Origin of the sequence: Legionella dresdenensis, assembly GCF_042649825.1 — a bacterium.
Lineage (GTDB): Bacteria > Pseudomonadota > Gammaproteobacteria > Legionellales > Legionellaceae > Legionella_C > Legionella_C dresdenensis.
This window is the reverse complement of the sequence record NZ_JBHSAB010000010.1, coordinates 37,834-58,402: the sequence shown is the minus strand read 5'-3', so window position 1 is coordinate 58,402 and position 20,569 is coordinate 37,834. Positions and strand designations below refer to the sequence as shown.

Below are 20,569 nucleotides of genomic sequence, written 5' to 3'. Positions count from 1 at the left end.
ATTTAGTGCTCCTTAATGGTGTTTTGGTCAATTAACCTCGCAAACAAATCCCAATTTGGATTATATAACTGATCGATAAATAATTGCCTGAATGTGCCGGGCATTAACGTTTTACTTTCGGTCGCCATCCCGCAAAGCCCGAAATAAGCCGTTCCGTATAAGGCAGCCTGATACAAACTGAAACCACTGCCGGCAAAAGCGGCAATCACAGCGGTTAAAGTACAGCCCATACCGGTGACCCGTGTCATTAACCGGGAACCAAACGGGAGAAAAAAGGCTTCGCTGCCGTCGGTAACAAAATCGACAGCGCCGCTTACAACAATAGTCCGCTGATTTAAAGTTAAACGGGTAGCGACCTCGGTTGCCTGTCTGACCTCTGCTTCTGCATCCACACCGCGGGTTGTATTTATTTCATCAGCTAACGCCAGTATTTCACTGGCATTACCTCGTATAATAGAGACATGCGGCATTAACGATTGAGCCGTAAAGGTTCTTAATTGACTGGCGCCGGCGCCAACCGGATCAAGAATGACTGGAATATTATCCGCATTTGCCAGTTTGGCTGTCTGCAGCGCATCCTGGCCAAAACTGCTATTTAACGTACCGATGTTAATATTTAAAGCCTGACTCAGTGCCAAAAGCTCGCCAGCCTCTTCGAAGGCATTAGACATCAGCGGTGCCGCGCCTAAAGCCAACAGGCTGTTAGCCATCAGATCCATAGTCACCTGATTGGTCAATGATAATACCAATGGCTTTCTTGCACGCAAAACAGATAGCGCGTTGTGTAACTGTTCAACGGTAAGCATGGGCACCTCCCTCAAATGACCGGCAAAGCCTGGATGCCGCTACCGCCGGGTCGTCTGCCTGGTGCAATGCACCGATAACAGCAATGCCGGCGGCGCCTGCAGCCGCAACATCTGCCGCGTTAGTCAAATCAATCCCGCCAATAGCAATAACCGGATGCCGGCAGCGCTCAGCCAATTCCCGCAAACCGGCAAGCCCCCATAGTTTACGGAGATTGGATTTGCTGGCCGTCGCAAATACTGCACTGGCAGCCGTGTAACTTACTGGCAATTGATTGCTTGTGAGTAAATCCTCTTCGCTTTCAAGCGATAAGCCAATAATTTTATCCTGCCCCAGACGCGCGCGGGCTGTTTCAGGACAACCATCGCTTTGACCAAGATGGACGCCAGCAGCATCAAGCTCAATAGCCAAATCGACGTTATCATTGATAATCAGCGGTATCTGGTATCTGTCCAGCAACAATTTAAGCTGCCCGGCATCAGCAAGCAATTGTTCAGAGCGTGGGCTTTTCTCCCGCAGCTGAACCGAGGTCACTCCGCCAATCAGGCATTGTTCAATAAACGCCAGATAACTGCCTAAATCATCAGTCTGGCGATTTGTCACCAGCATTAATTTTAAATAATCAGTGTCCATTGCTGCTTTTTTTCTTTAATAATGGTTTTAGAAAAATTCCGGTATACGACTGTTTGCACGCCGCGACCTGCTCAGGCGTACCCACGGCGATTATCTTACCGCCCTTGCTGCCGCCTTCCGGTCCAAGATCAATAATCCAGTCTGCCGTTTTGATTACGTCCAGATTGTGCTCGATAATCACGACGGTGTTCCCTTGATCCCTTAACCGGAACAATACTGCCAGCAACTGCCTGACATCATGAAAATGTAATCCGGTAGTTGGTTCATCAAGAATATACAGCGTATTCCCTGTATCCCGTTTGGATAATTCACGCGCCAGTTTGATCCGCTGCGCCTCACCGCCTGATAATGTCGTTGCGCTTTGTCCCAAGCGAATATAGGACAGGCCGACATCAATCAGGGTCTGGCATTTTCTGGCCAGAGAGGGGATGGCATCAAAAAATACCCGCGCATCTTCCACAGTCATATCCAGCACTTCATGGATAGTTTTGCCTTTATAATGGATTTCGAGTGTTTCCCGATTATAGCGTTTGCCCTGACAAACATCGCAGGCAACATAAATATCAGGCAGGAAATGCATTTCCACCTTAATCAATCCATCCCCCTGGCATGCCTCACAACGCCCGCCGCGGACATTAAAACTGAACCGGCCTGGCTGATACCCTCTCGCACGGGCTTCCGGCGTGGATGAAAATAACTCCCGGATAGTTGTAAACAATCCGGTGTAAGTTGCCGGATTGGAACGCGGCGTGCGGCCAATCGGGCTTTGATCAATATCAATCACCTTATCGCAACGCTCAAGACCATCGATTGCTTTTGCCTGCCCAGTAACCAGAATATTCGCGCGGTTCAGTTGATTGGCGGCAACCGGGTAAAGCGTGTCGTTAATCAGGCTGGATTTGCCAGAACCAGACACACCAGTAATACAGGTCAGCAGGCCAACGGGGATATCGACATCAACATTATTTAAATTATTGCAACTTACTCCACGCAGCTGAATCATCCGCTCCGGAACAACCGGGAGACGGTTAGCCGGAATTGCAATTTCCTGTACCCCGGACAAATATTGTCCGGTCAGAGACTCCGAATTGGCCATAATCTGTTTCGGCGTACCAGCCGCGACTATTGTTCCGCCATGAACACCGGCACCAGGACCAATATCCAGGACATAATCGGCTGAACGGATTGCGTCTTCGTCATGCTCAACCACAATGACGGTATTACCAAGGTTTCTTAAATGCTCCAGCGTTTTAAGCAGGCGATCATTATCCCGTTGGTGCAAACCGATTGACGGTTCATCAAGAATATACATCACCCCAACCAGGCCAGAGCCTATCTGGCTGGCCAGTCTGATACGCTGGGCTTCACCGCCGGACAAAGTTTCGGCACTGCGTGCCAGCGATAAATAATCAAGCCCGACATTCACCAGAAACCCGAGGCGTTCGACAATTTCCTTATTGATTTTGCCGGCGATTTCACCGCGATAACCTGTCAGCGATAGCCCCTTAAAAAACTCATAGGACTTTTCGATTGAATAAGCGCTGATTTCAGGCAGATTTTTATTATCAATAAACACATTACGCGCTTCTTCACGCAGTCTTGCGCCATGGCAGGTTTCACAGGGCCGGGTTGATAAATAACGCGCCAGCTCTTCCCGCATCATGGACGAATCGGATTCGTGGTAGCGCCGTTTCATATTGGGGATAATCCCCTCAAAAGGGTGTTTTTTCACCATAGAGCCGCCATGGGGACGCTGGTAGTGAAACTCAATCACTTCAGTACCGCTGCCATAGAGTACTATTTTGCGGATTTGCTCTGGTAATTGACAAAAAGGCTGCTCAATATCAAATTGATAATGGCGGGCCAGCGATTCAAGCATCGGGTAATAATACGTTGTCTTTTTATCCCAACCGCGGATAGCGCCTGCAGCCAGGCTCGCTTCATTGTTATGAACCACTTTGGCCGGATCAAAAAACTGGTCAACGCCAAGCCCGTCGCAAGACGGACAGGCTCCTACCGGATTATTAAACGAAAATAATCGCGGCTCCAGTTCGCTGATGCTATAACCGCACTCAGGACAGGCAAAGCGAGAAGAAAATACGATATCCTCAAAGCTGTCATCCATAGCTGCAACCGTGACCAGGCCGTCAGCGAGGTTAAGTGCGTTTTCAAACGACTCACTTAACCGCTGGCCAAGATCAGACCGAATTTTGAAGCGATCCACGACCACTTCAATAGTATGTTTCTGACGCAAGGCCAGCTTTGGCGGATCATCGAGCTCACATAATTCGCCATCAATGCGTGCACGCACATAACCTTGTGCCTGTAATTGCTGTAATAGCTGCTGATGTTCGCCTTTGCGCTCCCGGACAACCGGCGCCAGAATCATGGCTTTGGTATCTGCTGGCATGGCCAGAACCTGATCAACCATCTGACTGATCGTCTGCGCATTTAAAGCCAGCTTGTGGGTAGGGCAACGCGGTTCCCCTACGCGAGCAAATAACAGCCGTAAATAGTCATAAATTTCAGTAATCGTTCCAACCGTTGATCGGGGATTATGTGAGGTTGCTTTTTGCTCAATTGATATTGCGGGCGACAACCCCTCAATCGAATCGACATCGGGTTTTTCCATCATTGAAAGAAACTGGCGGGCATAAGCTGAAAGCGATTCGACATAACGGCGCTGACCTTCCGCATAGAGGGTATCAAATGCCAGAGACGACTTTCCTGAACCTGAAAGCCCGGTAATGACAATAAGTTGATTACGGGGAAGATCGAGATCAATATTTTTTAAATTATGGGTTCTGGCACCGCGAATGCTGATGGACTCCATTTTACTCGCCATTATGTCTTAAATATTAGCATTATAACGACTTCAACCGGCTATGGATAGCTTTGCTCATTGTTAATACAGTGTTGTGCTTTACAGTCCAACCTACACTATACTAATAAAAAATATGGGGTATTTAGAGGGATCTGATTGTGAAAAAATCGGTATGTATTGCTTTAGTGTTTTTATTTTTCATTACTCCTGCTATTAATTCGGCCGGCCCGCAGGACGTAATCAGCTGGACAGAACAAACTTTATCCAACACCCTTGCGCTCGATTACAATAATATCGATCAACAGCTGGAGGCCGTTAAAAGTCATTATACGGTTAATGCCTGGGAGGCGCTTGGCACGTTCTTTAATCAAGGGGTATCTACTATCCGCAGTCAGAAACTGGTATTACACCCCGAAGCGCTTGCTCCGGCTCAGATTGAAGCAGAAGGAGATTATTCCGGCATCCATTATTGGCGGATAAATCAGGATTATTATATCCCTGAAGTGAATATGACCGTTCGTTTTTCAGCGATTGTCATCAGAGCAACTAATCCGCCTTACATTATTCAGAGTCTGGATATGACGAAAAAAATGTAGACTGTATAGCTTGTGGTAAAAGTGATATACTTTCTCTACCGCTATTGACAGACCCACTCACATGCGCATCTTTTTATCACTTATCCTGAGTATCGTTCTTATAGCACCGATTACTGCTGTGCGGGCGGAAAATCATATTTCCGACATTGAAAAATCGATCAGCGATTCGGTGATCACGACCAAAATTACCGCTAAATTTGCTAAAAATCGTGGTCTGAATCCACTCAAGATCTCGGTATCGACCCAGGATGGCGTCGTCACCTTAAGCGGTTATGTGAAAGACCGACAAGCGTTTGTTGATGCTCTGACCATTGCCAAAACAACCAAAGGCGTCAAAACGGTAGATGCAGAAGAACTAATGATTAAACAGGTAAACACACGGTTTACTGATGCCTATATTACCGCCAAGGTTGAAGCGACTATTTTGAAAGCAAAAGTGTTTGATGATGAATCGATTCCATTAGTGGGCATTAACGCCAGCACGGATAATGGAACGGTAACCCTCACCGGCGAAGTCAAGAAAGAGAAATCAGTTGGTGCTATTATTAAAAGAGTCAGTGCGATTAAAGGCGTTAAAAAAATTATTTCTCACTTGAAAGTAAACAGGGACGAGCAATGAAATTAATCACGCGGTTTAAGTTTTTTCTTTGGTATTTCGGACATTTTAAAGTGCCGCTGATCGGCCATTTGAAGCCTAAGCTGATTAGCCTGGACTCTCGGAAGATCGTGATTATGTTGCCGTTAAACCAGCGTAGCAAAAATCATTTTAACACCATGTATTTCGGCGCTCTGGCTGTTGGCGCTGATCTCGCCTGTGGTTTTCATGGCTTTTACCATGCCGAACAGGAAAAAGTAAAAATCTCACTGGCGTTTAAATCCTTTCGCGCCCAGTTTCTAAAGCGCCCTGAGTCTGATGTATACTTTATCAGCGAGATGGGTGAGCAAGTTAAGGAAATGCTGGATGAATCAAAAGCCGGCAATAGCCGGGTCAATAGAATGATTAAGGTGAATGCCTATATCAATTATCTTAAAAACCCCGAACTTGTTGCAGAATTTGAACTCGAATTGTCAATCAAGGTGCTGTAGGGCTTTTGTTGGGTCAAACGACCCAACCTACGTATTTGTTGCAGGTTGAAACTGTTGTTTGGCCTAGCGCTCCGGAACTTGGGCCTTTCGGTAACATTTTTTGATGCAATTCCGATATTAGCGAGATAGACTTATTTGCTCATTTCGCTTAAAATTATCTCAACTGTGTATGATGTGAAAAAAGCATTTATTATGACCCGTCAAATAAAGCGTAAAGCTACTTATATTGGGCTGGTTAATCATTATGACAATTGCCACTACTACAATCAATGTGGTCAAGTTAAGGTTATTGATGAATATAATCATAGTATCTCTACTGCTCCTGAAGGTTTTATAAAAGGGGTACAACTTTCGAATATCAGTTTTTTAAAACAACAGCTTAATAACGCGATAAAAGCTAGAGACGTCGAAGAGTTTAAAGCATTGCTTCAGACTGATTTTATTTATCGTATAATCAGTAAATATGACGACGACCTATGGTCTGTAACGCACGTCGACCAAGGTCGAGTTTGTGAAGTACGATCAAATATCGAAGCCTTACTGCTAGGTGACCTTAACTTTTTCCTTCATATGCTTAATGAACTTCTTCAGTCAGCTGATGAGAGTTTTTATCAAGCATTGATTGAAAGTTTACAAAAAGCCGATTTAAGTAAAACGTTACTGCTTTGGGATAATAAACTTAAAACACAACTAATAAGGCAGATAAATGAACTAGAGCGGTATGGTGAAAAACTAAAACAAAAAGTAAAATATGCTCCTGATAAAATATCACGAACGAAAAGCGAGTGCGCTATTAACATTGCCAAAGATTTATTAAAAAAGGTGCAAGTGCAACCAGCGGATAATGAACCACAGGCCAATGACTTAAAAAAACAAGTTGATATTTTACAGTTTAAGTTGCAACTTCTTCAAGACTTGCACAGGCATGACAAAGATTTTGCCATTCATCGGGGCTGGAAACGAATGATTAGCAATCTATGCTCTTTGTTGTTGACTGGCGGTATAGCTAATCTGATTAATTATGCGCTAACCGAAAATTTTCTTTTCTTTAACCATACGTCAACACAACATAAAGTAGAAAAAATTCAGAATGAAATTGGCCTTGATCCTAAAGAATATACCCTGTAGATCAGATATATCTCTGCCGCCGAATTTTAGGATTGGCACAATGGCAAACAATTAGACACATTAATTTTATCATTTTGCGCCCCAGTGCAAGTTTCGGAGCGCCAAACCTGTTTGAGCACTTGATAAGAATGGGCTGCCTGATTGAAAATAAGCTGTTTGTTGCTCTTATATAACGTTGATCTGCCCCAATGGCGATGGGAAGCCAGCGCCTCTTGAACTTTGTTGAGCCTGTTAGTAGATATAATATTGCCTCGCTCCAGCAGAGACGTATTCTGCAGGGCCTTTTCAATGTTATTTGCCTTGCGTTTTTTGCCCACACTAAAGAAATTCGCACTGCCATGCATGGCTTTCGCCGTTTTTCGAACGGCCAATACCTCTGATGAACTGACAGACGCATAGACCCGGGTTAGCAGAGTGTGAATTTCTGCTATCTTTCCTCTGTCATTGGCGTTCTTTATCACCAGTTGGTAATGTTGCTGATAAAAATCGCTTATCAGTTTATCCGCGTTGCCTACAGCCTGTTTGCGGATGGCCCGCAACAGAGTAAGACAATCTGAAACCTCTTTGCAACCCATATATCCACATCGTTGTTTCAAATGTTGAAACGGGTTTAGCATGCCCTTAAACTCCTGTTCAAATTGTTGTTCAAATTTGCTTGCAAGGATTTGTTTATCGCCAGCCTTAAAGGACTTCATCTCTGCCAGAAACGCATGAACCGTAAGTTCCGCGTCAATTGATTTCAAATAATTTTGAAAAGAAGAATCAGCCAGGGCGCAATTTATTAGCTGGTTACGATGATTGCGCAATAAATTGAAAAACCGACGGTCATCCGGCATATAGGCATCAACAAAACACGCCAGATAGCCGTCAGGGATTAAACAAATCTTGAGCATGGCTTCATTTATCTCGGCACGAAATAACGTTGATTTGCTCAGCCTGGAGCTGAAATGCTCGCTTTCTTCTCTCTCTTGCTTGACGACAAAATCCAGCCAATGATTGACTGGATAGTGAGAAGGATCGGGCAATTTGGCAATCCGTACAGGCGTTAAGGTAAAATTACGGTTGCTAAATGTTTGAGTAAGACTCGAGAAACACCAGTCGCCGTCTATTTTGATTACCCTTCCTTGCTCATCAATACCGATATTGCCATTTTTAAGATCCGCTTCCTCCGCAAACATGGCAACCAGCAATGCTTGCCCCAGACCTGTAATTCTGCCATGGAGGAAATCGTCTTCGATAGTTTCGGGTAAATTTTTATAACCGTTGATTTGTTCGGATAAAATATAATAAATATTTTGCGGGCTTACAGCAATGCGGGTTTCAGGCTGATGTGGAATAATCAGGCGAAAAAATTCTTGCGCCAAACGTTCTTTTCTGGCTTTCTGCGGCGTTACAACCTCTTTACGAACCCAGACTTTTGATTGTCCTCGTATTATCCCACACGACATTTTATGCCTGTACGATGCACCGGTGCCCTGGATACTTTCCTCGAGAATAATAAAATCGGTGGTATAAATAAATTCCACAATTAGCCAAATTAAATTTATTTTGGATATATTGTATTATACTAAAGCATGCATTGAACAGAGTTTTGTTGGGCTTTAAAGCCTACGAGCCAGCGTGGAAGCTGTTTTTGCCGCCCTGTTTTACCTGATACATAGCCTTATCGGCCTGTTTTAACAGCGCAGCTACTGTATTACCGGCATCAGGGAAGGTTGCGATGCCAATACTGACAGAAACTTTGACTATTTTATTTTCAAGAAGCAACGGTTTATTTAAGGATTTTAACAATCGATTGGCAATTAAAGTCAATAAGCTAGTGTCAGGGATATCGTTAATAACAATCAGGAACTCATCTCCGCCAAGCCGGGCCAGATAATCTTGTGCACGAATTGCCTTTCTGAATTGCTTGCTGACTTCAATTAACAACAAATCACCAACCTGATGACCGAAATGATCATTCACTTCCTTAAAGCCATCCAGATCCAGGAACATTAACCCTACCCGCGTATTATTCTGTTTTGCATTACGGATCGTCATCTCCAACGTCTCAATGCAAGCCCTGCGGTTAGGCAATTTGGTTAAATCATCATATAGGGCCTGTTGCTGTAATTGATAATGTGATTTTCTGCGCTCGACAGCGGAACTGATTTGTGTTGCCAGTAATTCAAACAGACTAGGCTCAGGGGTAAATTTTAGCGCCGTACAGGCAAAGAATTCAAAAACTGCCTCAACACCATTGTTCAGCATAATGGGAAAAGCAAGCGCCTCATTAAACTGGTATTTCTCGAAAAATGGATCATTATAAAGCGACTTGAATTGTTCGCCATTCAACATCAACAGTTTTTTATCTTGCCAGCACTGGCCGGCTATTCCCTGTCCAGTTGCGATTGTCCGTCTTTCTACCGGGATTAATTCGTGAGTAGTATTGCCATTTTGCCACACCCCATCGATTTCAAGCAGATCGTTTTCCGGGTTATAACGATAAACAAAACCAATATCAAATTGCATTGCCTGCCCTATTGCTTTCAGGCAGTCCTTATAAGCGCCGCTCAGATCGCCGGCGGAAGAAATCACGGTTGTGGTATTATAAATCAGGTTTAGCTCACGTATTTTTCGCGATAACTCAGCCTGGGTTTTCTTTAATGGCGTAATATCAAGATGAGTACCGACAATACGCCTGATTTTACCGTCGGGATCCAAAATGCCCTGCCCGCGGCACAGTATCCAACAGATGGAACCATTACGATGACGATAGCGCATTTCCTGAGTAAATGCCGACTTGCCCTGGGTATTTAAATGGTTCAGTAAATTGGCATCCATAGCGTTATAATCTTCCGGCAAAGCATGTTCTTTAAAAAAATTAATCGTGGGCGGGAAACTGCCAGACTCATATCCCAGGGAGTGGTAAAGTTTTGGCGATATCCGACATGCCCGGGTTTCGATATTCACATCCCACCAGCCATCGGTCGTTTTATCGAGAATCAAATCATATAGCGCCTGATTTTCCCGGAACAGATTTTCACTGTATTCCCGGGCCATAAGCTTTCCTTCCAGTGCTTTAAGCTGGGCAATATCCCGGAAACTGAACAAATACCCGATTAACTGCTGTTTATGATCGATAAAAGGGCTTATTTTTAGCGTAAGTTGCCGGATATCGTTGTTCTCGTTAATCAGGTTCAGCTCAATATTATTAATAAAGGATGACTCTGCCAGCTGGTCTTTGATGCTTTGTTCGAGAACTTTATTTTGCATGGCCATGACATCAAACACATCGCGTCCCAACACATCGCCCTTACTTTTAAACCCCATATTTTCAATATAGGTATCGTTGCACTCCATAATCCGTTTATCGATTGCAACAAATAAATACATATCTGGCGCGCCTTCATAGACCCATTTAAATTTATTTTCCATTTCGACCAATTTGTTATTTTTACTGGTTATCGAAGATAGTAATAAAGAATTGTCCTTTGCTATCTGCTGTTTCAAGTGATTAACAAAGGCCAGTAAAAAAGTAATCATTAGCCCCAGAACAATACTGACCGTTGGAAGCCATGGCGTATCGCTTAAAATATAAGCTCTTGACGGCCATACCTTTATAAACAAAGGAATACCAAGAAACTCAAGCTTAAACTCCTGTTTATATGCCCATAGCTCAGGCCGCTGTTGCATATCGCCATTGCTCTGGCTGAAAATAGTCATCTGATCATATTTGATATAGAGCGCAGCGTCATTAAGCGGTGATTTGCTTAATGCGTATCGCAGAACCGCCTGAATATCAAATAGCGCAAGGCTATCCTTGTTTTGCTTTGCGGTAAAACAAAGATAAGGTTGCCAGTGTGTATAGCTGTTAGCGACAAACGATGAATTGGTTTTGGTAACCACATCCTGAGAGCACTTAATAACCTGTGCTGGTTCAGGCTGACGAAAACCATCATTAGTCAGCTGAAAAATCCGATTACCGTACTGCCACTGCAATAAAGACAGGCTTGGCGTATCCTGCAAATAGAGCCTGGCATCCGCCTTGATATAGCGATTATCAAAATTAAAATTGTTGGAACGAGCAAAAAAACGCTGAACAAACTGGTATTTGTTATAAAGACCATAATCAATCTGATGAATTAACGCCTGTACATCATTTGCTATTTTTTTATAAGTCTTCCAATGAGAGTTCGCCAGAAAAGCCTGCCATAACAAAATAAAAAACATGGTGCCGCCGACCGTAATCAGCATGGTTTGAAAAATACTGTATTCGCTATAAAAGCTACTGTAACGGCTATACAAATAATATATAAAAGCCACACTCAGAAGTATGAACATAACTGCCGTACAAAATGCCATTGCAACAAGACCCGGCCAGCTATATGCTACCTGGATACCGAACAGATAGCCGCCCAATGCGGATAAAGAAAAACAAAACACCAGTGTTGCCTGCGTAAATTGCACAAATTTCGAAAACTTCGATTGCGATTTTATATGCAAAAAAATAGCGCTATTAAGCAAAATAATACAAAGTGCGGTATTCGGCGCCATTCGTCCGGGGTATAAATTGGCGCTCTCGATTTGATTGTTATAAAGTAGATGATCTATTCCCAAATCCACCCCCAGAACATACTCACCCAACGTAAGTAAACCAATAGTAAGCGGCGGCAGGCAGAAATAAAAAGAATAGCGCGGCTTAACAGTCAGAAGCAAAACAGATACCGCAGTAAACATGACGCAAATAATAGTGGCCAGTTGGATGGGCACCCACTCCGGCTTAACCTGTACCAGCACTGGTTTATCTGAAACCCAGCCAATAACTGCAAGCACGCCTAATGAATATGCGATGAACACGCAACTACGTGTAATCAGATGCATTCTGGCTCTGACTTGATTAACTGGCACGTATCTTTCCTCTGGTTTTATCGATGGCCCTTTAATTTGAAGTATAGTTCAACAAAATGCCGCTTGCTGATGAGCTTTACAGCTTATGGCTGTTTTGAGTATTACATTGATTGACAAGCCTCGGGTTCGGATCTAAGGTTAAAAACAGACATTAACATGACTACAGTCTATGATTGATTTGGAAATCAACACTCAACCGGATGATGAAAGCTGCGGACCGACAAGTCTTCATGCCATCTATCGCTATTATGGTCACGATATCCCGCTTGAACATTTAATCAGGAATGTCGAACGCTCGCTATCTGGCGGTACATTAGCTTCAATGCTGGGAAAACATGCGTTACAACAGGGCTTCAGAACCACGTTGTATGTCAATAACCTGAGCATTTTCGATCCGTCCTGGTTTGATAAAGGCATTGGCTGCCCGGAAACAATCATGCGCAAACTGAGAGCGCAAATGAAATATAAACGTACTAAAAGTATGTTGCAGGCAAGTAAAGCTTATTATAATTATGTCGAAGCGGGCGGTGAAATTTGTTTCCGCACGTTAAGCGTCAAATTACTGAAAGAATATTTCAGCCAGAACATTCCAATTCTGACCGGATTGAGCGCTACCTATCTCTATCGCAGCCCGCGGGAAGTTTTTACTCCTGAAGGCGTAGCCATGTATGATGATATCCGGGGAACACCGTGCGGCCATTTTGTGGTGTTATGCGGCTATGATGAGCAAAACCGCCTGATTGTTGTGGCCGATCCGCATCGCGAGAATCCATTATCACATAATAATCGTTATACCGTAAGCAGCGCCCGCCTGATTAATGCCATTATGCTGGGCGTACTGACTTATGACGCTAATTTGCTAATCATTCAACCAGGAGGATAATGCATGCAAACAATTATCGTTACTGACGATCCCCTAAGCTGGCAATTTTTGAGTCCACTGGCCGATATCATCCATGCTACCGATTACCTGACCAATGAAGAATATACCCAAAACCATACCTTAAGAGTGATTAACCTTTGCCAGTCATATAACCACCAAACCATTGGCTATTATGTCTCATTACTGGCCCATGCCAGGGATCATAAAGCGATTCCGTCAGCTCATAGTATTCAGGACGTGCTAAATAACAGCCTGACCAAGCTGGTTTCTCAGGAAGTTGAGGACGAAATTCAACATAGCCTGCAAAATATTAAAGGCGACGAATTCATTTTTAGTCTGTACTTTGGTCAAAATATGGCTAAATGCCATGCCAATCTGGCAAAAAAACTGCACAACGTCTTCCCCTTGCCGATGATTCGCTTCACCATGGAAAAGAAAAAGCATTGGCAAATTAAGCAATTACAAGTGCTGGCGATTAGCGATGTACCAGAGCATCATCTTGAATTTATGCGTGAATCTGCTGAAAGTTATCTGTCAAAAAAACGCTTTCACCAATGGCGCAAAAAACAGCGCTTTCATGATCTGGCCATTTTAATTGATCCTAGCGAACCCAAGGCGCCATCGGACAGCAAAGCTCTGGAGTTTTTTATTCATTCAGGGGAAGAGATGGGATTAAATGTTGATTTGATCGAAAAAAACGACAGTAAATCAATTGCTGAATATGATGCGCTGTTTATCCGTACCACAACAGCAGTTAACCATTATACCTATCGCTTATCCCGACGGGCGTTCCAGGAAAATCTGGTTGTTATTGATGATCCCCAGTCCATTATCAAATGCAGTAATAAAGTCTACCTGGGCGAATTGCTGCGCAGCCACCAGATCCCAACCCCTGAAACCCGTTTTATCAGTAAATTCGACAAGGAATTACCACCGATTGAATTCCCCTGTGTACTGAAAAGGCCGGACAGCGCTTTCTCACACGGCGTAGTCAAAATAGAAGATATGAAAGCGCTGCAGAAAATATTACCGCAGTTCTTTAAGGCTTCAGAACTGCTGTTGATTCAACCGTTTATCCCAACCGACTATGATTGGCGTATCGGCGTTCTGGACAATAAGCCCATTTTTGCCTGCCGTTATTATATGGCTGAAAATCACTGGCAGATTTATAATTGGGATGCGCCGACAGAAGACCGGGAAGGCCGACATGAAACCATCCCGATCCACGAAGTGCCAAAAGAGATTATCAAGACAGCGCTAAAAAGTACCCGGCTGATTGGTGATGGCTTGTATGGCGTTGATATCAAAAGCCGAGGCAATGAGCATTATGTTATTGAAATCAATGATAATCCCAGTATTGAATTTGGTGTTGAAGATCAGATTTTAGGCGAATCGCTTTATCATCAGGTCATGAGTGTATTTTTACAAAGAATTCGCAGGAAACATGGTTATGTCTGATTATGGTATTTTCTCGGTAATAGGAATTGAAATTGAATACATGCTGGTTAATAAGGAGACGCTCAATATCGCGCCTCAGAGCGATTTAATTCTCCATACCCTGGCCGGCAGGGAAGTTAACGAAGTTGAACTGGATGAAATCGCGGCCAGCAATGAGCTGGTCATGCATGTGCTTGAGCTGAAAAACAATGGCCCCAAACCGCCTGACGCCCCGCTCGCCGCCCAGTTTCAGGAAACGGTTAATCGGCTGCAGCCGCTATTGGACAAACATCAGTTGCAATTGCTGCCTTCAGGCGCCCATCCCTGGATGGACCCGTTAACCGAAACCAGACGCTGGCCTTACGGCAATAATGAAATTTATCTGCAATACGATAAAATTTTTAATTGTCAGGGTCATGGCTGGTCAAACCTGCAAAGCATGCATGTGAATCTGCCCTTTGCCAATGACGAGCAATTCAACCAGCTGCACAATGCAATTCGGCTGATTCTCCCGCTGCTGCCAGCTTTAGCCGCCAGCACACCGTTCCTTGGCGGTCAACTGACGGGGCTTTTGGATTCAAGGCTTGATTTTTATAATAAAAACCAGCAGCGAATCCCGTCTATCAGCGGCGATATTATTCCTGAATTTATCTGCTCAGAGGATGAATATCAGCATAAAATTCTGCAGCCGATGTACAATGATATTGCACCCTTTGATCCCGATAAATTATTGCAGTATGAATGGTTAAACTCACGCGCAGCCATTCCCAAATTTGATTATAAAGCGATTGAAATCCGAATCATTGATAGCCAGGAGTGTGTTAATGCCGATATCGCTATCGCCAAAGCCATTCTGGCAATCCTGCAGCATTGGCAACAGCAATCCGATTATTATCTGACTACGCCCTGCGACACTCAGCGCCTGAAAGCGCTTTATTTACCCAGTTTGAAAACAGGACTAAAAACCGTAATCGAAGATCGCGAGTTATTACGGCAATGGCAATTATCGTCCGGCCAGACCTGCCGCGATATCTGGAGCAGACTGATTGAGCAGGTGAGCAACAAACTCAATCACACCGATCAACTGGCATTGGAATTTATACTAAGCCAGGGAAGTTTAAGTGAACGCCTGATTAAAAGTTGCGGCGGCGATTTCAGCAAAACGGCTTTACAGAGAGTCTATCGCCAACTTGGACATTGTCTGACTAATAACCAGCAATTTAATCCGACATGACCACGGCTGCATTCATTCTAAGCTGCGAACACGCAGTGAATACTGTACCGGAGCAGTATCGTAGTTTATTTATTGGCAATGAGCACCTGCTTAATACCCACCGAGGAATCGATTTTGGCGCTCTTGATATTGCCAAAGGCTTGCAGAAAGAGCTGTCCTGCCCGCTCGTTACCGCCGAAACCACTCGGCTGCTTATTGATTGCAACCGCAGCTTAAGCCGCAATGGCTGCTTTTCCGAAATCAGCAAGCCTCTGCCAAGCAGTAAGAAACAACAATTGGCTGCGCAATATTACCATCCTTACCGCAACGCGGTATTAACCACAATCAAAGATCTTATTACCGCGGGGAAACCCGTTTTGCATTTGTCGATTCATAGTTTTACGCCAGTGCTCAATGACGTAACCAGGAATGCCGATATTGGACTTCTTTATGATCCCGCCCGGCTGCCTGAAAAACAACTGGCTCAAAAATGGTTGAAACAGCTTAAACAACACACTTCGTACCGGGTACGCCTGAATTATCCCTACCGCGGTAATAGTGATGGTTTTACTACCGCGTTAAGACGACTCTTTCCCGAAAATAACTACAGCGGCTTTGAAATTGAAATTAATCAGGCGCTGGTTAATTCGCCCCTGAATATTGCTTGTCTGGTGGATATTCTATCGCAGCTGGTTCTGCAAACGCAGAAGACCTCACCTTTTTTTGCCTGTAATGTATTTTAGGATAGCATTTGTTATTTGCCTGATGATCTGCCGGAACAGCGTATTTTTACTTAATACCGTAATGATTGATACTTCTTCAGCTTTACGATGTGAAGCTGTTTTAGTTTCAACCGCAGGATCTGTCGCCGTCTGTTTTTGGGCAGACAGAATTTCTGCGGCTGATTGCGTTTCCTGGCGATGGCTATAACGCGGATAAAGTGTTGACTGATTTACAATCTGGCTGACTTCTGAATCAGTCAACACTCCCATTCTTGATTCAGGAGCACGCATCATGCACTGAACCAGCGGTGTTGGCTGTCCTTTTTCATCAAGAGCGCTTACCAATGCCTCACCGATACCCAAAGCGGTTAATAACTGCTCAGTGTTATAATATTGCGATGGCGGGAAATTCTGCGCGATAAGCTTCATTGCCTGGCGATCTTTGGCGGTAAAAGCCCGTAGAGCATGCTGTATCTTGAGTCCAAGCTGACCTAAGATGCTGTCTGGAATATCATTGGGCGTTTGTGTACAGAATATTAACCCTACTCCTTTGGAACGGATAAGCTTTACCATGGTATCAAGCAGATTCAGTAATGCCTTGCTTGCCTGATCAAAAATCAAATGCGCTTCATCAATAAACAAAACCAGTTTCGGCTTTTCAGGATCACCCAATTCGGGGAACAAGCGATAAACATCAGAAAGCAGCTTTAGCATAAAAGTCGAAAACAACTTGGGTGCCTGTTGCATATCCATCACTCGCAGAATGGAGATAATTCCCAGTCCTTGCGCATTAGACCGCAGTAAATCCAAGACATTAAATGCCGGCTCTGCAAAGAAACTGTTACCGCCCTGCGCTTCCAGTTCAATCACTTTACGCATGATTGCGCCAGTGGAAGATGAAGCAACATTGCCAAATTGCTGTTCAATTTCTGCCTTGCCCTGGCCATTCTGCACATACTGCAACAGGGATTTAAAATCAGCCAGATCAATTAACGGCAGTTTTTTGGATTTGGCATATTCAAAAATAATCGTCACAACACCAGCCTGAGTTTCATTCAAATCAAGCATGCGAGAAAACAGGACAGCGCCAAAATCATTCACCGTTGCACGTACGGGAACACCGGGTTGCTCCTCATTTAACGTCAGTAACTCAACCGGGAATGGACGCGGAGAAAAATCAATGTGCAAAGACTGGCTGCGTTTTTGCAGCGCCTCTGTTGCCTGACCGGCTTCGGCAAGCCCTGAAATATCCCCTTTAACGTCCATTACCAGACTTGGAATCCCGGCCAGCGATAATTGCTCGCACAGTCCCTGAATGGTTTTTGTTTTCCCGCTACCTGTCGCGCCAGCGATTAAACCGTGACGGTTAAAATTTTTTAATACCAGATTAACCGGCCCATTGTCCTGAAGCTGGTTATTAACCATGATCCCGCCTATCTGAATCGTTGGCAGCTGCCCTGTTTTATAGGGATTAATCAGATCTTCGTACATTTATTCACTTCCTGTTTGTGCCATTGCCCTATTTGTTCTGGCATCCCGGGCATAATCCATAGATATTTAGCGCATGATCGGTCATTTTAAAATTCGCCTGTTCGGCGATCAGTTTCTGCCGTTGCTCTATGATTTCATCAATAAACTCTTCTACCTTACCACATTTTACACACACGAGATGATCATGATGTTCGCCCTGGCTCAACTCAAACACTGAGTGCCCGCCCTCAAAATTATGGCGCGAAACCAGCCCTGCCGCTTCAAACTGGGTCAGAACCCGGTACACTGTAGCCAGACCAACGTCCTCTCCCATATCCAGCAATGCTTTGTAAACATTCTCTGCACTTAAATGATGATCGGCAGACTGTTCAAGAATCTGTAATACCTTCAACCGCGGCATGGTTATTTTTAATCCGGCATCCTTTAATTGCTGGCTTTCTTCCACAACAACTCCCAAGTAAAATTCGTGTTTTTCAGTAAATGTCATGCTATTATGGCGAAATTTTTCAAGGCAGGCAAAAACTATGCGACGTGGAACCTCTTTTTTTGTAATAGCCCTTATTTTGATGCTCAACGGTTGTGCTTCTTATGATTTTTCAAGGCGGGTAGTACAACAGGGAAACTTGCTTCCTGAAACACGGATATCACGGTTGCATGTGGGCATGAGCAAAGAAGATGCCGCAATTTTGATGGGAACCAGCCTGTTAAGCCCGACATTCAATGATAATCGCTGGGATTACGCTTATACCTGGCGTAAAGGTAGCGGTTCGAACAAAATTAAAAATCTGACATTGTTCTTCAGCAATAACAGGCTAGTAAAAATAGAACACAATCCATAATCCCCCCGTTGGGTCGTTTGACCCAACAAAGATGTTGCCGGCCGTGTATCCTCAAGGTTATTTCTTAACCTTGGCTCTGATCCGCCTCTTCTCTTTAGGATCAAGACTTAAAGGGCGATAAAACTCTATCCGATCACCGTTTTTCAAAACCGTTTCCCGAGTTACCAGTTTACTGAATATCCCTACAGCCATAACTTCAAGCTCAGGATATTCAAGCACTATCCTCGTATCAGCAATCGCATCCGCAACGGTCGCACCTGTGGGTAACTGACAATAACGCTGGATCACTGCCTGACCCGCCGTAATGTAAATAACTTCAACCTTTACCATATAACGACTCAGCCCGCAGACAAAAAGCATCTACCATCTTATCTGTGACCTGCTCAAAAACAGGACCTAACAACATCGAAAACATCCGGCCAGCGAATTCAAACTCGAGATCAAAAGAAATTTTGCAGCCTTCCGCAACCTCATCAAAACGCCAAAAACCTTCCAGGTGGCTGAACGGGCCATCAACCAGTCGAATTTCAATCATTTTGTTAGCTTGCAGACGATTGCGGGTAGTAAATGATTTGCTCATACCGGCGGCACTGATTACCAATGTCGCCTGAACTTCATCTTCATCCCGATGATGGACCATGCTTTGCGCGCAATAAGGCAGAAATTCCGAATACTGTTCAACATCATTTACCAGCCCGTACATTTGTTCACATGAGAATGGCACTACCCTTGACTTTTGCACAACTGTCATTCTGCATTAACTCCTCTGATTTTTGTTTTTAACCATTCAGCAATATCATTCATTTCATTAATGCAGATGTTGTGTTCCATAGGATATTGTCTGGTAGTAATATTGCTATAACCATGGCTCTCCAGCCATTGTTCACTTTTTTTCGTCCAATCTGGCAAGACAACCGGATCATAAACCCCGCTTGCGGAAAAGAAGGGGGTATTTTTTGCCTGTACCGGACTGCAGTCACCCGCCAACGGCAAATAAGCCGAAAGTGCAAGCACGCCAGCCAAGGGTTTATCCAGGGTTAACGCGGTATACAAAGCCATGGCGCCGCCCTGAGAGAAACCAGCTAAAAAAATCTGGTCAGATTGAAAACCATCAGCCAACTGGCTTTCAATGGCTTTTTTTATTATTGCGGCCGATTGGGTAATGCCGGCATGATCTTCGCGATCAGCAAGCTTCAGTCCCAAAATATCATACCAGGCTCTCATCGCCATACCGCCATTCAGCGTGACTGGCCGGACTGGCGCATCAAGAAATACGTGCCGCAATGGTAAAGCCGCCAGCTGCGGGTAAACCGCCACGCCCTCCATATCACTCGCGTCCGCCCCCAGACCATGCATCCAGATTACGCATCCTTGTGCAGGCGACCGGGAATCAATTTTATTCATTACTGTAATCCGACTGGAAAAAGATAAATTATCGCCAAAGCCCCGTTATATAGCAAGATCAACAAGGATTATTGACATTTCCTGTTTCAAGGTGAAAATGTAAGAAGATTTATTGCCTCCTCTCCTGTATCAGGAAAAGGGGCCTCGCATGCAGAGATACTATGAAAATCATTTTAAAAGCAGTATTGTCAGGGATTATATATTTAGTAATAACAGGCTGTGGCCAGAAAGGCGCGCTATATCTGCCTGAAAACACACAGTCAACGGCAAATACTACAGTGAGCCAGAAATGAATCGGCAACTTACTAAAATAGCATTGCTTCCTCTCCCGTATCGGGAGAGGGTTGGGGAGAGGGAAAAAATTGCGCCAGAACAAGCTGCTGGTTATCTAAAAGTTGCCCTCTCCCCACCCCTCTCCCGATACGGGAGAGGGAGCCTTGTGTGTAGGGATTCTATCTGCCTGAAGACACATAAACCCACGGCAAATACTACAGCGAGCCAGAAATGAATCGACGACTTACTAAAATAGCATTGCTTCCTCTCCCGTATCGGGAGAGGGTTGGGGAGAGGGAAAAAATTGCGCCAGAACAAGCTGCTGGTTATCTAAAGTTTGCCCTCT

20 protein-coding genes are annotated in these 20,569 nt (G+C 44.3%); 10 read left to right on the top strand and 10 right to left on the bottom strand.

Going from position 1 to position 20,569, the window contains the following annotated elements:
• Positions 1-2: 2 nt before the first annotated feature.
• Genes thiM through uvrA form a run of 3 tightly spaced genes read right to left on the bottom strand, consistent with a single transcriptional unit; the run spans position 3 to position 4,270 of the window.
• Positions 3-806 carry a hydroxyethylthiazole kinase gene (gene thiM, locus ACFORL_RS06160; RefSeq protein WP_382342150.1) on the bottom strand — a complete coding sequence of 268 codons (804 nt, stop codon included), beginning with the start codon at positions 804-806 and terminating at the stop codon, positions 3-5.
• Positions 793-1,437, bottom strand: a complete 645-nt coding sequence (gene thiE, locus ACFORL_RS06155; RefSeq protein ID WP_382342148.1) for a thiamine phosphate synthase — start codon at positions 1,435-1,437, stop codon at positions 793-795. Before thiE ends, thiM begins: the two co-directional genes overlap by 14 nt.
• The gene (uvrA, locus tag ACFORL_RS06150; protein ID WP_382342146.1) at positions 1,427-4,270 is read right to left on the bottom strand and encodes an excinuclease ABC subunit UvrA; all 2,844 of its coding nucleotides are present in this window, start codon (positions 4,268-4,270) and stop codon (positions 1,427-1,429) included. Before uvrA ends, thiE begins: the two co-directional genes overlap by 11 nt.
• 149 nt (positions 4,271-4,419) lie before the next feature.
• Here uvrA and ACFORL_RS06145 point away from each other — a divergent pair, with 149 nt between their 5' ends.
• From ACFORL_RS06145 to ACFORL_RS06130, 4 genes are all read left to right on the top strand, one after another.
• Positions 4,420-4,857, top strand: coding sequence for a DotI/IcmL/TraM family protein (locus tag ACFORL_RS06145; RefSeq protein ID WP_382342144.1), 438 nt, complete (start codon positions 4,420-4,422; stop codon positions 4,855-4,857).
• Between the two features lie 61 nt (positions 4,858-4,918).
• Positions 4,919-5,476, top strand: coding sequence for a BON domain-containing protein (locus ACFORL_RS06140; RefSeq protein WP_382342142.1), 558 nt, complete (start codon positions 4,919-4,921; stop codon positions 5,474-5,476).
• Positions 5,473-5,943, top strand: a complete 471-nt coding sequence (locus ACFORL_RS06135; protein ID WP_382342140.1) for a hypothetical protein — start codon at positions 5,473-5,475, stop codon at positions 5,941-5,943. Before ACFORL_RS06140 ends, ACFORL_RS06135 begins: the two co-directional genes overlap by 4 nt.
• 192 nt (positions 5,944-6,135) lie before the next feature.
• Positions 6,136-7,071, top strand: a complete 936-nt coding sequence (locus tag ACFORL_RS06130) for a hypothetical protein (protein WP_382342138.1) — start codon at positions 6,136-6,138, stop codon at positions 7,069-7,071.
• A gap of 26 nt (positions 7,072-7,097) precedes the next feature.
• On the opposite strand, the gene ACFORL_RS06125 is transcribed toward ACFORL_RS06130, so the two are convergent.
• Together ACFORL_RS06125 and ACFORL_RS06120 are read right to left on the bottom strand one after the other, a co-directional pair.
• On the bottom strand, positions 7,098-8,597 hold the full coding sequence (locus tag ACFORL_RS06125; protein WP_382342137.1) for a hypothetical protein: 1,500 nt from the start codon (positions 8,595-8,597) through the stop codon (positions 7,098-7,100).
• 82 nt (positions 8,598-8,679) lie between these two features.
• Positions 8,680-11,961 carry a diguanylate cyclase domain-containing protein gene (locus ACFORL_RS06120; protein ID WP_382342135.1) on the bottom strand — a complete coding sequence of 1,094 codons (3,282 nt, stop codon included), beginning with the start codon at positions 11,959-11,961 and terminating at the stop codon, positions 8,680-8,682.
• Between the two features lie 169 nt (positions 11,962-12,130).
• Between ACFORL_RS06120 and ACFORL_RS06115 the strand changes: the two genes are divergently transcribed.
• From ACFORL_RS06115 to ACFORL_RS06100, 4 genes are read left to right on the top strand one after another with little or no spacing between them, the layout of a single operon-like run.
• Positions 12,131-12,844, top strand: a complete 714-nt coding sequence (locus tag ACFORL_RS06115) for a C39 family peptidase (protein ID WP_382342134.1) — start codon at positions 12,131-12,133, stop codon at positions 12,842-12,844.
• Between the two features lie 3 nt (positions 12,845-12,847).
• Positions 12,848-14,302 (top strand): RimK family protein, encoded by a 1,455-nt coding sequence (locus ACFORL_RS06110; protein ID WP_382342132.1) that lies wholly within the window; start codon positions 12,848-12,850, stop codon positions 14,300-14,302.
• Positions 14,295-15,515: a glutamate-cysteine ligase family protein gene (locus tag ACFORL_RS06105; RefSeq protein WP_382342130.1), complete on the top strand. Its 1,221-nt coding sequence runs from the start codon at positions 14,295-14,297 to the stop codon at positions 15,513-15,515. Before ACFORL_RS06110 ends, ACFORL_RS06105 begins: the two co-directional genes overlap by 8 nt.
• A complete protein-coding gene (locus tag ACFORL_RS06100) occupies positions 15,512-16,237 on the top strand; it encodes an N-formylglutamate amidohydrolase (protein WP_382342127.1) in 726 nt (241 codons plus the stop codon). Before ACFORL_RS06105 ends, ACFORL_RS06100 begins: the two co-directional genes overlap by 4 nt.
• Here ACFORL_RS06100 and ACFORL_RS06095 read toward each other — a convergent pair.
• Positions 16,208-17,707, bottom strand: a complete 1,500-nt coding sequence (locus tag ACFORL_RS06095) for a helicase HerA-like domain-containing protein (RefSeq protein WP_382342125.1) — start codon at positions 17,705-17,707, stop codon at positions 16,208-16,210. The two genes, ACFORL_RS06100 and ACFORL_RS06095, sit on opposite strands and share 30 nt — an antisense overlap.
• A gap of 28 nt (positions 17,708-17,735) precedes the next feature.
• Positions 17,736-18,152 carry a ferric iron uptake transcriptional regulator gene (gene fur / locus ACFORL_RS06090; RefSeq protein WP_382342217.1) on the bottom strand — a complete coding sequence of 139 codons (417 nt, stop codon included), beginning with the start codon at positions 18,150-18,152 and terminating at the stop codon, positions 17,736-17,738.
• Between the two features lie 79 nt (positions 18,153-18,231).
• On the opposite strand from fur, the gene ACFORL_RS06085 reads away from it, so the two are divergent.
• A complete protein-coding gene (locus tag ACFORL_RS06085; protein ID WP_382342123.1) occupies positions 18,232-18,546 on the top strand; it encodes an outer membrane protein assembly factor BamE in 315 nt (104 codons plus the stop codon).
• 57 nt (positions 18,547-18,603) lie between these two features.
• Here the strand turns inward: ACFORL_RS06085 and ACFORL_RS06080 are convergent, their stop codons facing one another.
• The 3 genes from ACFORL_RS06080 to ACFORL_RS06070 are packed head-to-tail and all read right to left on the bottom strand — an operon-like array spanning position 18,604 to position 19,950.
• The gene (locus ACFORL_RS06080) at positions 18,604-18,876 is read right to left on the bottom strand and encodes an RnfH family protein (RefSeq protein ID WP_382342121.1); all 273 of its coding nucleotides are present in this window, start codon (positions 18,874-18,876) and stop codon (positions 18,604-18,606) included.
• On the bottom strand, positions 18,863-19,297 hold the full coding sequence (locus ACFORL_RS06075) for a type II toxin-antitoxin system RatA family toxin (RefSeq protein ID WP_382342120.1): 435 nt from the start codon (positions 19,295-19,297) through the stop codon (positions 18,863-18,865). The genes ACFORL_RS06080 and ACFORL_RS06075 overlap by 14 nt, the downstream gene beginning before the upstream one ends.
• Positions 19,294-19,950 (bottom strand): alpha/beta hydrolase, encoded by a 657-nt coding sequence (locus tag ACFORL_RS06070; RefSeq protein WP_382342118.1) that lies wholly within the window; start codon positions 19,948-19,950, stop codon positions 19,294-19,296. Before ACFORL_RS06070 ends, ACFORL_RS06075 begins: the two co-directional genes overlap by 4 nt.
• Before the next feature lie 161 nt (positions 19,951-20,111).
• Between ACFORL_RS06070 and lptM the strand changes: the two genes are divergently transcribed.
• Positions 20,112-20,243 carry an LPS translocon maturation chaperone LptM gene (gene lptM, locus ACFORL_RS06065; RefSeq protein WP_382342116.1) on the top strand — a complete coding sequence of 44 codons (132 nt, stop codon included), beginning with the start codon at positions 20,112-20,114 and terminating at the stop codon, positions 20,241-20,243.
• Positions 20,244-20,569 lie beyond the last annotated feature (326 nt).